This is a genomic window from Pseudomonas sp. JZ114, assembly GCF_051027705.1.
Taxonomy (GTDB): Bacteria; Pseudomonadota; Gammaproteobacteria; order Pseudomonadales; family Pseudomonadaceae; genus Chryseomonas; species Chryseomonas luteola.
In genome coordinates this window covers 926,282-941,976 of sequence record NZ_CP069256.1, presented here as the reverse complement: position 1 = coordinate 941,976, position 15,695 = coordinate 926,282, and the positions used below count along the sequence as shown (strand labels likewise).

14 protein-coding genes and 3 tRNA genes are annotated in these 15,695 nt (G+C 54.8%); 10 read left to right on the top strand and 7 right to left on the bottom strand.

Annotated elements, in window-relative coordinates; all coding sequences use genetic code 11:
- The first annotated feature begins 98 nt into the window (after positions 1–98).
- The 5 genes from pilB to yacG all read left to right on the top strand — a co-directional run bounded on the left by pilB (position 99) and on the right by yacG (position 4,812).
- Positions 99–1,784 (top strand): type IV-A pilus assembly ATPase PilB, encoded by a 1,686-nt coding sequence (gene pilB, locus JQR90_RS04415; protein ID WP_010797208.1) that lies wholly within the window; start codon positions 99–101, stop codon positions 1,782–1,784.
- 131 nt (positions 1,785–1,915) lie between these two features.
- Positions 1,916–3,133, top strand: a complete 1,218-nt coding sequence (locus tag JQR90_RS04410) for a type II secretion system F family protein (RefSeq protein ID WP_010797207.1) — start codon at positions 1,916–1,918, stop codon at positions 3,131–3,133.
- Positions 3,133–4,002: a prepilin peptidase gene (locus JQR90_RS04405; protein WP_010797206.1), complete on the top strand. Its 870-nt coding sequence runs from the start codon at positions 3,133–3,135 to the stop codon at positions 4,000–4,002. Before JQR90_RS04410 ends, JQR90_RS04405 begins: the two co-directional genes overlap by 1 nt.
- Positions 4,002–4,616 carry a dephospho-CoA kinase gene (gene coaE / locus JQR90_RS04400; protein WP_010797205.1) on the top strand — a complete coding sequence of 205 codons (615 nt, stop codon included), beginning with the start codon at positions 4,002–4,004 and terminating at the stop codon, positions 4,614–4,616. Before JQR90_RS04405 ends, coaE begins: the two co-directional genes overlap by 1 nt.
- On the top strand, positions 4,609–4,812 hold the full coding sequence (yacG, locus tag JQR90_RS04395) for a DNA gyrase inhibitor YacG (protein ID WP_010797204.1): 204 nt from the start codon (positions 4,609–4,611) through the stop codon (positions 4,810–4,812). The genes coaE and yacG overlap by 8 nt, the downstream gene beginning before the upstream one ends.
- A 90-nt stretch (positions 4,813–4,902) precedes the next feature.
- Here yacG and JQR90_RS04390 read toward each other — a convergent pair whose 3' ends face one another.
- A complete protein-coding gene (locus JQR90_RS04390; protein ID WP_010797203.1) occupies positions 4,903–5,376 on the bottom strand; it encodes a hypothetical protein in 474 nt (157 codons plus the stop codon).
- 203 nt (positions 5,377–5,579) lie between these two features.
- Between JQR90_RS04390 and JQR90_RS04385 the strand changes: the two genes are divergently transcribed.
- The gene (locus JQR90_RS04385; RefSeq protein ID WP_434140532.1) at positions 5,580–6,062 is read left to right on the top strand and encodes an MOSC domain-containing protein; all 483 of its coding nucleotides are present in this window, start codon (positions 5,580–5,582) and stop codon (positions 6,060–6,062) included.
- Positions 6,063–6,167: 105 nt separating this feature from the next.
- Positions 6,168–7,466 carry an NAD(P)/FAD-dependent oxidoreductase gene (locus tag JQR90_RS04380; RefSeq protein WP_197872023.1) on the top strand — a complete coding sequence of 433 codons (1,299 nt, stop codon included), beginning with the start codon at positions 6,168–6,170 and terminating at the stop codon, positions 7,464–7,466.
- A 187-nt stretch (positions 7,467–7,653) separates the two neighbouring features.
- Here JQR90_RS04380 and JQR90_RS04375 read toward each other — a convergent pair.
- From JQR90_RS04375 to rluD, 6 genes are all read right to left on the bottom strand, one after another.
- A tRNA-Lys gene (locus JQR90_RS04375) sits at positions 7,654–7,729 on the bottom strand.
- 6 nt (positions 7,730–7,735) lie between these two features.
- Positions 7,736–7,812, bottom strand: a tRNA-Pro gene (locus tag JQR90_RS04370).
- A 10-nt stretch (positions 7,813–7,822) separates the two neighbouring features.
- Positions 7,823–7,898 (bottom strand) — tRNA-Asn (locus JQR90_RS04365).
- Positions 7,899–8,089: 191 nt separating this feature from the next.
- A complete protein-coding gene (gene clpB, locus JQR90_RS04360) occupies positions 8,090–10,654 on the bottom strand; it encodes an ATP-dependent chaperone ClpB (RefSeq protein WP_073449541.1) in 2,565 nt (854 codons plus the stop codon).
- A gap of 136 nt (positions 10,655–10,790) precedes the next feature.
- Positions 10,791–11,534 carry a peptidoglycan editing factor PgeF gene (gene pgeF, locus JQR90_RS04355; protein ID WP_010797199.1) on the bottom strand — a complete coding sequence of 248 codons (744 nt, stop codon included), beginning with the start codon at positions 11,532–11,534 and terminating at the stop codon, positions 10,791–10,793.
- Positions 11,531–12,493 (bottom strand): 23S rRNA pseudouridine(1911/1915/1917) synthase RluD, encoded by a 963-nt coding sequence (gene rluD, locus JQR90_RS04350; protein ID WP_010797198.1) that lies wholly within the window; start codon positions 12,491–12,493, stop codon positions 11,531–11,533. Before rluD ends, pgeF begins: the two co-directional genes overlap by 4 nt.
- A 157-nt stretch (positions 12,494–12,650) precedes the next feature.
- On the opposite strand from rluD, the gene JQR90_RS04345 reads away from it, so the two are divergent.
- The 3 genes from JQR90_RS04345 to JQR90_RS04335 all read left to right on the top strand — a co-directional run bounded on the left by JQR90_RS04345 (position 12,651) and on the right by JQR90_RS04335 (position 15,693).
- Complete coding sequence (locus JQR90_RS04345) at positions 12,651–13,664, top strand: outer membrane protein assembly factor BamD (RefSeq protein WP_010797197.1); 1,014 nt, start codon at positions 12,651–12,653, stop codon at positions 13,662–13,664.
- Between the two features lie 216 nt (positions 13,665–13,880).
- Positions 13,881–14,120, top strand: a complete 240-nt coding sequence (locus JQR90_RS04340; protein WP_010797196.1) for a PP0621 family protein — start codon at positions 13,881–13,883, stop codon at positions 14,118–14,120.
- Complete coding sequence (locus tag JQR90_RS04335) at positions 14,110–15,693, top strand: sensor histidine kinase (protein ID WP_010797195.1); 1,584 nt, start codon at positions 14,110–14,112, stop codon at positions 15,691–15,693. The genes JQR90_RS04340 and JQR90_RS04335 overlap by 11 nt, the downstream gene beginning before the upstream one ends.
- The last annotated feature ends 2 nt before the right edge of the window (positions 15,694–15,695 follow it).

Here is a 15,695-nt window from a genome sequence, read left to right as displayed (position 1 = left end):
CAAGTACTGACAATAATTGTCATGCAAAAGAGCGTATTTGATACGACTGCTTTCGACTGCTATAAGGCAGGCATCGCTTATTCTTATCGGCCCGTCTTATGAATGATTTAGCGCCCCTCTCTGGTCTTGCCCGTCAGCTTGTTTTGGCGGAGCTGCTAGATGAAAAAACGGCTCAAAGTGCGGTTGCGCAGAGCAAGGTCAGTAAAGTCCCATTGGTGACGCACCTGGTTCAGAATCGCCTCGTTAAGAGCCGCGCGATTGCGGAGCTGTCTGCTGAACAATTTGGTTTGGCGTTTTTAGACCTGAGCGCGGTTGATAAGGAGTCCCTGCCCAAGGAGGTCGTGAGTGAGAAGCTGATGCAGCAGCATCACTTCCTGCCGCTAGCCAAGCGCGGCAATAAGCTCTTTATTGGTATATCCGACCCGACCAACCAGCAAGCGATCAATGACATACAGTTCAGCACAGGGCTGACTGCCGAACCTATACTGGTTGAGGATGACAAACTTCATAACGCCATTGATCAGTACCTGGATAACGGCACCGGCGGGCTGGATCTTGGTGATATCGACCTCGACATCGAGATCAATACAGAAGAAGAAAAAAAGTCTGAAGTAGACGCGGACGACGCCCCAGTTGTCCGCTTCGTCAACAAAATGCTGCTCGACGCCATCAAGCGCGGCTCGTCTGACCTGCACTTTGAGCCTTACGAGAAAATGTATCGAGTGCGTTTTCGTACCGATGGCGTCATGCACGAGATGGCGCGCCCGCCTATTCAGCTGGCCCCACGTATTTCAGCCCGCCTGAAGGTTATGGCGAGCATGGACATCTCCGAACGCCGCAAGCCTCAGGATGGGCGCGTGAAGCTCAAGGTTTCCAAAAGCAAGTCCATCGATTTCCGTGTGAATACCCTGCCTACCCTTTGGGGTGAGAAGATCGTGATGCGAATTCTCGATCCCTCCAGCGCGCAGATGGGTATTGATGCGTTGGGTTATGAAGAGCGCCAGAAAGAGCTGTATATGGAGGCGCTTAGCCAACCACAGGGCATGATTCTGGTGACTGGCCCTACGGGCTCCGGCAAAACGGTATCGCTGTACACAGGCTTGAATATCCTCAATACAGTCGATATCAATATCTCGACGGCAGAAGACCCGGTAGAGATCAACCTGGAGGGTATCAACCAGGTTAACGTCAACCCGCGTCAAGGAATGGACTTTGCTCAGGCACTCAGAGCGTTTCTCCGTCAAGATCCTGACGTGATCATGGTGGGCGAGATCCGCGACCTTGAAACGGCAGAGATTGCAATCAAGGCTGCACAAACGGGCCACATGGTTATGTCGACGCTGCATACCAACAGCGCGGCAGAAACACTGACGCGCCTTCGGAACATGGGCGTACCTGCCTTTAACATTGCCACATCGGTTAACCTAATCATTGCTCAACGGCTGGCACGCAAGCTGTGCCCTAAATGCAAAAAGCCGCATGATGTGCCAAAAGAAACCCTGTTAAGTGAAGGCTTCCCTGAAAGCCAGATCGGCAAGTTTACGCTGTACTCACCTGTTGGTTGCGAGGAGTGCAATAACGGCTACCGTGGCCGCGTAGGTATTTATGAAGTGGTAAAGATCACATCTGCCATGCAGAACCTGATCATGGAAGAAGGCAACTCGATCGAGATTGCCCGTAAGTCGCGTGAAGAGGGCTTTAATGACTTACGAACATCTGGTTTGCTCAAGGCCATGCAAGGTGTAACCAGCCTGGAAGAAGTAAACCGCGTCACCAAGGACTGATTGGCGCGAACTTTGCGTGTCCACTCGATGCCCATGAAGGGCTGGTCAGTCACATGAACAAGAGTGGACGTCGTCAAACAGCATGGCTGCACATTGACAAGACGCACTCCAGCACCTGAAGAGCGGATTGCATGGCCGACAAAGCATTAAAAATGAGCGCTTTTACCTGGGAGGGAACGGACCGTAAAGGCGTCAAGATCAAGGGCGAGATGACCGGGCTGAACCCTGCCCTGGTCAAGGCCCAACTACGCAAACAGGGGATCAACCCCACGCGCGTACGCAAAAAATCAGTCTCGATCTTCAGCCGCGGCAAAAAGATCAAGCCGATGGACATCGCCCTATTCACTCGCCAGCTGGCTACCATGCTGGGGGCAGGTGTTCCTTTGCTGCAATCGTTCGACATTATCAGCGAAGGCTTTGATAATCCGAACATGCGCAAGCTGGTCGACGACATCAAGCAGGACGTGGCGGCGGGTAACAGCCTGTCTAGCTCGTTGCGTAAAAAGCCCCAATACTTCGATGACCTCTACTGCAACCTGGTTGATGCGGGTGAGCAGTCTGGTGCGCTGGAAACGCTGCTGGATCGCGTAGCGACTTACAAAGAAAAAACCGAGCAGCTCAAGAAAAAAATCAAAAAGGCTATGACCTACCCTGCCGCGGTTGTAGTGGTAGCGATTGTGGTTTCAGCCATTCTACTGATTAAGGTTGTACCTCAGTTCCAATCCGTCTTCGAGGGCTTTGGCGCAGAGCTGCCCGCATTTACATTAATGGTAATTGGCCTTTCAGAAACCTTGCAGGAATGGTGGTTCATCGTTCTGCTGGCCCTTTTCGCTTTAGGTTTCGGCTTTCAAATGGCGCACAAACGGTCTGAAAAATTCCGCGATGCCGTTGACCGTTTTGTACTCAAAATACCTGTCGTGGGCGCCATTCTTTATAAGTCTGCGATTGCACGCTATGCGCGTACGCTGTCCACTACCTTTGCTGCGGGCGTACCGCTGGTAGATGCACTGGACTCAGTTTCAGGGGCTACGGGTAACGTTGTCTTCCGCAATGCCGTCGACAAGATCAAGCAAGACGTCTCGACCGGTATGCAGCTGAACTTCTCCATGCGAACCACTGCCGTGTTTACTTCTATGGCAGTGCAAATGACGGCCATCGGTGAGGAGTCGGGTGCACTGGACGAAATGCTGGATAAAGTGGCCGCTTTCTATGAAGAAGAAGTGGACAACATGGTCGACAGCCTTACCGCTCTGATGGAGCCTATGATCATGGCGGTTCTGGGCGTACTGGTGGGCGGTTTGATCATCGCCATGTACCTTCCTATCTTCCAGCTGGGCTCGGTTGTTTAATGGAGGCTATCGAGCTTTTGGCAACCTACCCCGCCGCATACTTGGGTTGTACGCTGGTACTAGGCTTATTGGTTGGCAGCTTTCTCAATGTGGTCGTACACCGGCTTCCCAAAATGCTTGAGCGGGACTGGATAGCCCAGTCCCGCCAAATGCTGGAGTTACCCAGCGAAGGCGAGGCGGAAACCTATAACCTTGCCAAGCCCCACTCCCATTGTCCTCACTGTCAACATCGCATTCGGCCATGGGAAAACATCCCTGTTATCAGCTATGTCATGCTGCGTGGTAAGTGCTCTAGCTGCAAGGCCCCTATCAGCGCTCGCTATCCGCTGGTTGAATTAACATGCGGCCTGCTTTCCCTGTTTGTTGTCTGGCATTTTGGCTTTACCTGGCAGGCAGCCAGCGCCCTGTTACTAACCTGGAGCCTGCTCGCCGCCAGCCTGATTGATGCCGATCATCAGATTCTTCCTGACGTCATCGTTCTTCCGTTGCTATGGGTTGGCCTGCTGGTTAATCAATTTGAGCTCTTCTCTAGCCTTTCCGATGCAGTCTGGGGCGCAGCAGCGGGCTATATGAGCTTGTGGGTGGTCTTCCAGCTTTTCAGGCTGATCACAGGCAAGGAAGGCATGGGCTTTGGCGACTTCAAGCTGTTGGCCATGCTGGGCGCCTGGGGTGGCTGGCAAATCCTACCGCTTACGATATTGCTGTCTTCTTTAGTGGGCGCAATCCTCGGCATCATTCTGCTTCGCCTCAAGAATGCCGAAAACAGCACCCCGATACCGTTTGGGCCTTATCTGGCCATTGCGGGGTGGATTGCTTTGCTTTGGGGTGATCAAATAACAGGCATGTACCTTCACTTTGCCGGTTTTTGATGAGCAACCCTTGGATTCTCGGCCTTACGGGCGGGATTGGCAGCGGTAAAAGCGCCGCTGCCGAACATTTCGGCTCGCTGGGCATTCACACAGTAGATGCTGATCACGCGGCCCGCTGGGTGGTAGAGCCTGGTCAGCCCGCTCTTGAACAGATTGCTCTGCATTTTGGCAGCGATATCCTGCTCGATGATGGCCGCCTGAATCGCCCAGGGCTGCGTGCTCGTATATTCGCCATCCCCGAAGAAAGGCACTGGCTTGAGTCGTTGTTACACCCTTTGATCCGCCAGGAAATCATTCGAGCATTAAACGAAGCCACATCGCCCTATGCCGTTCTGGTTTCCCCTTTGCTTATCGAATCCGGCCAGACGCAGCTGACCCAACGGGTACTCGTCGTAGATGTGCCGGAAGCTTTGCAGCTCGAACGCGCCATGCGGCGCGATCAGGCTGACGAGACACAGATCAAGGCCATCCTTCAGGCGCAAATGAAGCGAGACGAGCGCTTGAAACACGCGGATGATGTCCTCATTAATGACGGGACGCTTGCGCAGCTACATGAGCATGTCGAACGCCTGCATCACTTTTATCTCACCCTACAAGGAGGCAAGCATGCCTAAGCCACCTTTGACTGTAGATTGCCCTACGTGCGGCGCCCCCGTAGAGTGGAGCGAAGCCAGCCCCAACCGCCCCTTCTGTTCAGACCGCTGCAAACTAATAGACCTGGGCGCCTGGGCAGCAGAGGAGCACGCCATTCCCGGCAACGATCTGGAAGACGATTTGTTTTCAGAAGACATGCCACGCCGGGACCATTGAACCACTGCTCCATGGCGTCCCATACTGACCATTTTCGCCACATCCGGCCTTAAGCCGAAGCGCTCAATAACGTTTCGGCTAGCGCCTCCCTTATTTGGCCTTGGCCTTTAACGCATCTTTCAACCCTTCGGCAGAATCAAACTCCCGCTGCCCTACGAAACGGCCATGATCCAGCATGAGCCAAAGAACCTTTTCCTTGTCACCAGGGTAACGGGGCGCCACCCGCCCTTCATGATCCAATAGCACGCGGTAGTTATAGTCACGCATGGCAGGAATGGCGAACAACGTCGATATCACCTTGGGCATCTGACTGATATCAGCCAGGAAGGCTACCTTGTTAGCCTCTAGATAGCCCTTGGGCTGATCCTTCAAAGCCGCCTTCACGAGATTTGCACCCGTCATGCTGCGTGCAACCAGCAGAACCTGCAGATTATCGTCCAGCGTATAAGGCTGGTCGTTCTGATCCAACAGCGTCCAGGGTGCAAGGCGCTCTCCTGGCGCCAGTGCCCAGGTCAATCCGGGCAGTAAAGCAATCAGCAATAGCACAGAGCGCAAGACGCGCATGGAGCCTCCAGTTACTGGTTCAAAGAGTGAAAACTGTATCAGCGAGCAGCGCCAGGGTGACTGGCATTTCGCTGTCATCACTGTAAAAATATTCACGCCTGTCATTTTTCAATGTAAGCAGAACATCTGCCGCAGATCCGCAAGCCTCCTCTAGAGCAAGGGCGTTGTACGCCGCTACCCTACTATCGTAATAGGCCCACCTGATGATACCGCTAAAAGAGCTTTTGACAGCTGTGCCTCAAACGGGAACCGTACAGTGGATGGGTGTCCGCCCCGCCGCTCGAGCAGAGATGATCATTGTTAATGCTGTTGAGGCTCGCCGCGAGGCTGGCTTGACGGGCGACCATACCCGCCCCAGCCCACGCAATGCACGTCAGGTCACGCTTATCCAATGGGAGCATCTGGCAGTTGTCAGCGCGCTCATCGGACGATCGCTTGAACCTCAGGACCTGCGCCGCAATATAGCAGTCACAGGTATTAACCTTTTCAGCCTTAAAAATTGCCGCTTTCAGATCGGTCAGGCCATTTTCGAAACAACCGGCTGGTGCCAGCCATGCGCTCGCCTGGAAGAGCGCCTAGGACCGGGCACGTTTCAAGCGATGCGTGGCCACGGTGGAATCACTGCCCGCATCTTGAGCGGCGGAATCATCAGAGTCGGCGATACCGTAAGCGCCATCGATGACTAACCCAACGAATTACTTCATACGAGCCGACTCATCAGCGGCTCGTATCACCGCAGGCGCCTTGGCTGCCCGCGCCAAAGAATTCCAACACTATGAGTATGAAACACCATGACACATCGAATCGTAATCGTCGGCGGCGGCGCTGGGGGCTTGGAGCTGGCTACCCGCCTGGGCAGAAAGTTCGGTAAGCGCAACCAGGCACATGTCACGTTGGTCGATGCCAACCTGACCCATATCTGGAAGCCGCTCATGCATGAAATCGCCGCAGGCTCCTTAAACTCTTCAGCCGACGAACTCAACTATGTCGCTCAGGCCAAATGGAATCACTTTGAGTTTCAGCTAGGTCGCCTGACTGGCCTGGACCGAGCAAATAAGCGCATTCGTCTTGCACCTATCACCGACGAGCAAGGCAAGGAAGTTCTTGCTGAGCGAACCATGCCCTATGACACGCTCGTTATTTCCATCGGCAGTAAAACAAACGACTTCGGCACGCCTGGCGCTGCAGAGCACTGCCTGTTTCTGGATACCCGCGCCCAGGCCGAGCGCTTTCATCAGCAGCTGCTCAATCAATATCTGCATGCTCAGGCAAGCAGTGAAACGGCAGCGCCCATTGATATCGCAATTGTTGGCGCTGGCGCCACGGGCGTGGAGCTGGCGGCAGAACTTCGCAATACCGCTCAGCAGTTGGTCTCCTACGGCTTGAATCGTATTCGCCCGGAAGACCTCCGTATCACGATCATCGAGGCAGGCCCACGTGTACTACCAGCACTGCCCGAACGCATCGGAGAGCCGGTCGCTCAGCAGCTGCAGAAACTAGGTGTCCGCCTTATGACAGGCGCAGCCGTAAGCTCTATCACCGAAGATGGTCTAACCACCAAGAGCGGCGAATTCATCCCTGCCAAGCTTAAGGTATGGGCAGCTGGCATTCGTGCACCGGAGTTTCTGGCTAATATGGACGGGCTGGAAAGCAATCGAATCAATCAGCTGGTGGTACGCCCTACGCTTCAAACCACGCAGGATGATGACATCTTTGCCTTTGGCGATTGCGCGGCGTGTCCGATGTCTGGAGAGGACAATCGTAATGTCCCGCCCCGGGCGCAGGCCGCGCACCAACAGGCCTCTCTACTGGTGAAATCCATAACGGCTCGCCTGAAAGGCGAAGCGCTGCCTGAATACCATTACAAGGATTATGGCTCACTGATCTCGCTTTCGCGTTATTCAGCCGTGGGCAACCTGATGGGTAATCTGACCGGGAACGTCATGCTGGAAGGCTGGCTGGCGCGCATGTTTTATGTGTCACTCTATCGGCTGCACCAGCGGGCGCTCTATGGAAACTTCAGAACCTTGCTGCTGATCATTAGCGATCACCTGGGCCATACACTCAAGCCAAGGCTAAAGCTGCATTAAATGGTAGATGCCCTGTTTGCAAGGTGCAGACAGGGCACAAAACCCTGGACATGACGAATTTGCACAAAGCAAATAGCGCTGCGCCAAACAAACATGTACTGAAAAGAAGAAGACTTTAAAACGAGACACAGCGAAGAACTCGCTGCTTAGCAGAAATGCTTAGGAGGTTAACGCTTAGATAAGAAAGTGGTGGGTCGTGTAGGATTCGAACCTACGACCAATTGGTTAAAAGCCAACTGCTCTACCGACTGAGCTAACGACCCACTTAATGGTCGGGGTAGGGGGATTCGAACTCCCGACATCCTGCTCCCAAAGCAGGCGCGCTACCGGGCTGCGCTATACCCCGACAAGGAAGTTGGCTCCGCGACCTGGACTCGAACCAGGGACCCAATGATTAACAGTCATTTGCTCTACCGACTGAGCTATCGCGGAACTTCTAAGCTTCCAATCTCAACCTTTGCTCTTCAGCGTTAAGCTGCGCTGCATCAGCTGAGGTGCGCCATTTTACGGGTATTGATTCCTGTGTCAACACCCTTTAGCAAATTTTATTGCAAAAAATTCATGCACTTAAGATACGCCTCGTCTGGAAACGCAAAGGGCGCCTTAAGGCGCCCTTTAGCAGACTAAGCAAATACGATGTCTTCGCCCTCTACCCTCGCCTCTATCTTGCTGCCTGGAACAAATTGCCCAGACAGAATCTGTTGGGCAAGAGGGTTCTCGATCCAGCGCTGTATGGCACGCTTCAAGGGACGCGCCCCATAGACAGGGTCGTAACCTACTGCAACCAGCTTGTTCATTGCCTCTGCCGAAAGCGCCAGATCCAGCTCACGCTCAGCCAGACGCTGACGCAGGCGGCTCAGTTGAATATCAGCGATACCAGCGATCTGATCACGTCCGAGCGGTTCGAACACAACCACCTCGTCGATACGGTTGATGAACTCCGGCCGGAAGTGGGCCGACACCGCATCCATGACAGCAGCACGCTGAGCCTCTTGGTCGCCAACCAACTCCTGTATTTGCGCTGACCCCAGGTTCGAAGTCATGACGACAACCGCATTACGGAAGTCGACAGTACGCCCTTGGCTATCAGTCAGGCGGCCATCGTCCAGCACTTGCAGCAGGATATTGAAGACATCCGGATGCGCCTTTTCCACTTCGTCCAGCAGAACCACGGAGTATGGCTTACGCCGCACCGCCTCGGTGAGATAGCCACCTTCCTCATAGCCGACATATCCCGGAGGCGCACCAATCAGACGGGCAACGGAATGTTTCTCCATGAACTCAGACATGTCGATACGAATCATGGCGTCTTCTGTATCGAATAAGAACTCAGCCAACGCTTTGCAAAGCTCGGTCTTACCTACCCCGGTTGGGCCCAGGAACAGGAACGACCCGCTCGGCCGGTTCGGATCAGCCAATCCTGCACGCGAGCGTCTAACGGCGTTCGCTACCGCCGTCACCGCCTCATTCTGCCCAATGACACGCTGATGAAGCGCATCTTCCATGCGCAGCAGCTTGTCACGCTCGCCTTCGAGCATTTTGCTGACCGGAATGCCCGTCCACTTGGAGACCACTTCAGCAATTTCGTCCTCGGTCACCTTGTTGCGCAGCAGCTGGTTGGCCGGCTTTTCATGCTGGTCCACCATCTGCAGGCTACGCTCGAGGTCAGGAATGATGCCGTATTGCAATTCTGCCATACGGTTGAGGTCCCCCTTGCGGCGCGCCAACTCAAGCTCCTGCTTGGCTTGTTCAATCTTCTGCTGCAGTTGTGCAGAACCTTGAACCTCCGCTTTCTCAGCCTTCCAGACTTCTTCCAGATCGGCATATTCCTGCTCGAGCCGGGCGATGTCTTCACGCAGCTTGCCAAGGCGCTTCAGGGCACCTTCGTCACTTTCTTTCTTGAGCGCTTCCTGCTCAACCTTCAGCTGGATCAAACGACGCTCCAGACGATCAAGCGCTTCGGGCTTGGAGTCGATTTCCATCCGAATACGGCTTGCGGCCTCGTCGATCAGGTCAATTGCCTTGTCGGGCAGTTGCCGATCCGTAATGTAGCGATGCGACAGCTTGGCGGCCGCAATGATGGCCCCATCAGTAATCGCGACCTTGTGGTGCACTTCATACCGCTCTTTCAAGCCGCGCAGGATCGCAATGGTATCCTCCTCGCTCGGCTCATCGACCAGGACCTTTTGGAAGCGACGCTCCAAGGCGGCGTCCTTTTCAATGTACTGGCGATACTCGTCAAGCGTGGTAGCGCCTACACAATGCAGCTCGCCACGAGCCAATGCAGGCTTGAGCATGTTACCTGCGTCCATGGCGCCTTCCGCCTTACCGGCACCCACCATGGTATGGAGCTCATCGATAAAAAGGATGACACGCCCTTCCTGCTTGGAAAGCTCATTCAACACCCCCTTGAGGCGCTCCTCGAACTCTCCCCGGAATTTGGCACCGGCAATCAGAGATCCCATGTCCAGGGCCAACAGACGCTTATCCTTCAGGCCATCGGGCACTTCACCGTTGACGATCCGCTGAGCCAACCCCTCAACAATGGCTGTTTTACCTACCCCCGGCTCACCGATCAGCACCGGATTATTCTTGGTACGGCGCTGCAGAACCTGGATAGTGCGGCGAATCTCATCGTCACGACCGATCACAGGGTCAAGCTTGCCCTCCTCCGCGCGTTTGGTAAGATCAACCGTAAACTTATCCAACGCCTGACGGGACTCCTCAGCATTAGGATCGTTGACAGCATCACCGCCGCGCAGGTTGTTGACGGCATTTTCCAGAGCCTTACGGGAAACCCCCTGCGCCAGCAGTATCTTGCCAAGCTTGGTGTTCTCGTCCATAGCAGACAGCAGCACCAGCTCGCTTGAAATGAATTGATCTCCCTTCTGCTGAGCCAGCCGATCGGCCTGATTCAACAGACGAGCCAGATCCTGAGACAGGCTGACATCCCCGGTAGGGTTCTGAATCTTTGGCAGACTGTCCAGCTCCTTGGTCAGGGCCTGGCGGAGCATCTGAATATCAAAGCCGACCTGACGAAGCAGCGGTAGAATCGAGCCGCCCTGCTGATCCAGCAAGGCAGAAAAAAGATGCACGGGCTCGATGGCCGGATGGTCATGCCCTACCGCGAGGGATTGGGCGTCGGCCAACGCAAGTTGCAATTTACTGGTTAAACGGTCAATTCGCATGACTATGTCCTTTATATGAGCGCGGGTCAGGGACGCACCATAAAAAGCGTCACAACGATTACCCGCCGAGATGCCTCTTACATAAGGACAATTCTGCTCGATTCAAGCGCTGGCCATTTGACCTGGATCAGTCGGATTACGCCTCATCCAGAGGTTGGGTCAGCCAGATCAGGCTGGCCAGGCGCCCTGTCTGCGAGGAGCGCCTAAAGGAATAAAATCGCGCAGTGTCGGTATACGTGCACCATCCGCCACCGTAGATGGCATCAATGCCGATGGATGCCAGCCGCAACCGCGCCAGCTGGTAAATATCCGCCATGAAGCGTCCGTCATTGACGCTGGGTTTGAAGGCTGTTTTTGCCCGGGAATGCTCTGACACAAACGCCTCGCGTACTTCAGCCCCAACTTCAAAGGCGTCAGGACCGATTGCAGGCCCAAACCACACCAGGATATCTCGTGTGCTCGACTCAAGCGACGCAGCCGTTGCTTCGAGCACACCACTTACCAGCCCTCGCCATCCAGCATGAGCAGCCGCGACACGCGTCCCTTGCCGATTACAAAAAAAGACAGGCAGGCAGTCTGCCGTCATGATCGTTGCAGCAATGCCAGGCGTCGACGTCCAGGAGGCATCAGCCTCAAGCACTTGGGCCGGATCAGCCTCAACGACAGAAATCCCATGCACCTGCTTTAGCCAGGCGGGTCGACACCCTAGCGAGTCGACCAACCGTTGCCGGTTTTCCGCCACGGCGGCCGGATCATCCTGCACATGATCGCCCAGATTAAGGCTCTGATAAGGGCCATGACTGACGCCCCCTGACCGAGTCGTAACGCAGCCTCTCACATTGGCAGGCGCAGGCCAGTCGGGAATCAGCCAGTCATTCATCCGGTAAACGCCTCACGATCCTGACGCAAAAGGCTAAGCAGCCAGACGATATCCTCAGGCAGAGGAGACTCCCAGCTCATACGCTCCCCCGTCACCGGGTGATCGAGTTCCAGGAAGCGGGCGTGCAGCGCTTGCCTAGGAAACTCTCGAAGCGTCTTGACCAGTGTTGGGTTGGTAGCAGGCGGAATTCGGAAACGCCCGCTGTATACCGGGTCCCCTACCAGCGGAAAGCCAATGTGGGTCATATGGACCCGTATCTGGTGGGTTCTGCCAGTCTCCAGCTTGACGCGCACATGCGTATAGGCCCGGAATCGATCCAGGACACGATAATGGCTGACCGCCGGCTTTCCACCGGTAACCACAGCCATTTGCTGGCGCCGTTGGGAGTGACGACCTATAGGCGCATCTACCGTACCGCCGGAAACCACCACGCCCGCTACAACCGCCTCATAAATACGACTGACGGAGCGTGCCTGAAGCTGGGCCACCAGATTGGTTTGTGCTTCCAGGGTCTTGGCGACAACCATCAGGCCGGTCGTATCCTTGTCCAGACGATGGACAATACCGGCACGGGGCACGTTTGCCAGCGACGGTGCATGATGGAGCAACGCATTGAGGAGCGTACCATCGGCATGGCCTGCCGCAGGATGGACGACTAGCCCGGCAGGCTTGTCCAGCACGAGCAAATGGTCGTCCTCATAGACGATATTGAGCTCGATATCCTGCGCCACCCAATCACCCTGCGCTTCTCGCTCCGCGCGCAAGGACAGTACGGCGCCGCCATGCACCAGATCACGTGGACGCAGAACCGCGCCATCAACAGTTAGGCTGCCTTCCTTGATCCAGGACGACAGGCGAGAACGGGAATATTCAGAGAACAGCTGAGCCGCTACCTGGTCGAGACGCTGACCGCCGAGTTCTGTAGGCACTTCGGCGTTGAGTTGGATAATATCGGACATAGCAGCCAACAAAGGCGTGTAGCTTTTGGTTTCAGCCACACGCTGTGGTTAAATACGAAAACTTTTTGCCCTGGCATGATGTTCATGCCGGGTTGTTCATCATAACAGGACGGTTCCGGCTCCGTCAGCCGACCGTTTCAGGGAACGCAAAGCCGCCATGCAATTGAAGCACCTGCTGCTGATCGCCAGCCTCGCCCTCACCGCTGCCTGTTCCTCCAAAGCACCTGAAGTGGCAGAAAACCTGAGCGAAACCGAGCTCTATAAGCAAGCTCAGGAAGATTTGAACAACAACAACTACAACCAGGCTGTCAGCAAACTCAAGGCTCTTGAGTCCCGCTATCCGTTTGGCCGTTATGCAGATCAGTCTCAGCTTGAGCTTATCTATGCCAACTACAAGAACGGAGAGCCTGAAGCTGCCCGTACATCGGCAGACCGCTTCATTCGTCTGCACCCCCAGCATCCAAATGTCGACTACGCCTACTACATGAAAGGTGTAGCATCCTTTGAACAGGACCGCAGTCTTCTGGCGCGCTTCCTGCCATTGGATATGACCAAGCGTGACCCGGGTGCTGCCCGTGACTCATTCAATGACTTTGCTCAGTTCACCAGCCGTTTTCCAAACAGCCGGTACGCACCTGACGCCAAGGCGCGCATGACCTATCTGCGCAACCTGCTGGCAGCGTATGAAGTCCATGTGGCCGATTACTACCTGCGCCGCAAGGCTTATGTCGCTGCGGCCAACCGTGGTCGTTATGTTGTCGAAAACTTTCAGGGCACCCCATCGGTAGGGGATGGCTTGGCAGTCATGACTGAGGCCTATCAGCATCTGGGCCTCAACGACCTGGCAGCTACCAGCCTGGAAACGCTGAAAATGAACTATCCGGACAACCCAAGCCTGGATAACGGTGAGTTCAAACCCAAGCAGCGTAGCGAAGATGATCGCTCATGGCTGGCACGCGCAACCCTCGGTTTGGTTGATCGCCCCAGCGAGCCGCTTCCGCCAGGCGAGACACGAGCTGCTCAGGATGTACAGCGCCAATACGAAGATGCGAAGCGTGAAATTCCTCAGGAGCTGCTTCCAGAGAATCAACCTGCGCCTGGAGAGGCCGAAAATCCTGATGCTCCGCGTCGCTCATGGTTCAGCCGTCTGACGTTTGGTCTTTTCGACTGATGCGAACCTGAACAAAAAAGGAGGCTTTAAGCCTCCTTTTTATTTACTCCTGAAGGTCCGCAAAATAAGACACCTCATTCATATGAAGACCATGATGAGGTATAACGCTTCAACGGCCATCACACGCTGTGATGGAGTTTACTTTTGCAGTCTTCTAATGTGCCGTAACACCCGAAACGAATTTTGTAACGGCCGTACCACTATTTAGAGAACACTATGGGTTTGTTTCGCCTGCTTTTCTGGCTAGCTCTGATTATCGCTGTTGTATGGCTGTGCCGCCGCCTGCTACAGGCGAAACCACAGAAGTCACAGAAAACACGCCTGGCCAAACCACAGCCAATGGTTCGCTGCGGTCACTGCGGGGTACACATTCCTCGCGATAAAGCCCTACCCCACGGGGAGTTCTGGTTCTGCTGCCAAGATCACTTACAAAAAAGCCTGAGCAGTGAGCGCTGATTTTTTTCATTACAACCTGCAGGACAGTCGTATCCTGAGGTTGTATCACTACTACCGGGTCATTGTCGGGCTGGTTTTTATCCTTCTGGTTTCCACCAATCTGGACGACAACCTTCTGAAGGTAACCGAGGGTAAAAACTTTGTGGTCGGCAGCTGGATTTACCTAGCGGGTAATATCCTGGCGATTTTTCTGCCACCACTGCGCAAGCAAAAACAGATCTTTGCCCTGGCTCTAGTGGATATCGGGCTGCTGACCTATCTCATGTACAGCGCTGGCGGTACACCGAGTGGTATTGGCAACCTCATCATCATTACCGTATCGATCGCCAACATTCTTCTCGTTGGGCGTATTGGAATTCTGCTGGCGGCCTTGGCTACCCTTGCCCTCATTTATGCCACCGCCTATAGAACGCTTAGCCTTCCTTCAGAGGCCAATCAGTATGTTCAGGCGGGAGGCCTGGGCGCACTGTGCTTTGCCGCCGCATTTCTGGTGCAAAGTCTCGTCAGCCGACTGTCCAAAAGCCAGACTCTGGCAGAAGAGCGGGCGCACGTTGTTGCCGATCTGGAAAATCTGAATGCGCTGATCCTGGACCGTATGCGCACCGGCATTCTGGTTCTGGACTCAAGAATGGCACCTATTCTGGCCAACCCTGCCGCTCGAGAGCTGCTCGGTCATCCAGAACTCGATACCGGGGACTTGAATGATCAGTGCCCCGAATTGATGGACCGCCTACAACAATGGGAACGGAACCGGACGCTTCGTCCTGCACCCATGCAAGCGTTCAGCGAAGGCCCACTGATCCAGCCCAGCTTCGTCCCCATCCAACGGAGCGGCAATCAGCATATTCTGATTTTTCTGGAAAACATTTCCCGTATTGCTCAGCAGGCCCAGCAGCTAAAGCTTGCATCATTGGGACGCCTCACGGCGGGCATTGCCCATGAAATTCGCAACCCGCTGGGGGCCATAAGCCACGCGGCACAGCTTCTTCAGGAATCAGAAGCACTCGATCAGCATGATCTTCGCCTGGCCCAGATCATTCAGGATCACTCCCGGCGCATGAACATCATCATCGAGAATGTCCTGCAACTTTCCAGACGCCGCCAGGCAGAGCCCCAGCTGCTGGACCTTAAATACTGGGTACACCGCTTTGCAGGTGAATTCAGAACCACTCTACGTGAGCAACAGTTTGTCTATGTGCAAACGACATCAGGTACGATACAGACCCGCATGGACCCTAGCCAGCTGACTCAGGTGCTAACCAACCTTGTTCAAAATGGCCTACGCCATAGCAGCAAGCTGCACGGCAAGGGACAAGTGTGGCTGGATCTCTTCCGTGACCCCGACTCAGACCTTCCCATATTGGATGTCATTGATGATGGGCCAGGTGTACCTGAAGACCAGATCACCAACCTTTTCGAACCCTTCTTTACCACCGAAAGCAAAGGAACCGGGCTCGGCCTCTATATTTCCCGCGAATTATGCGAGAGTAACCAGGCCCGCCTCGACTACCGCCAGCAGGAACAAGGCGGCTGCTTCCGCATTACCTTTGCCCATCCGCGCAAGTTGAGCTGAAC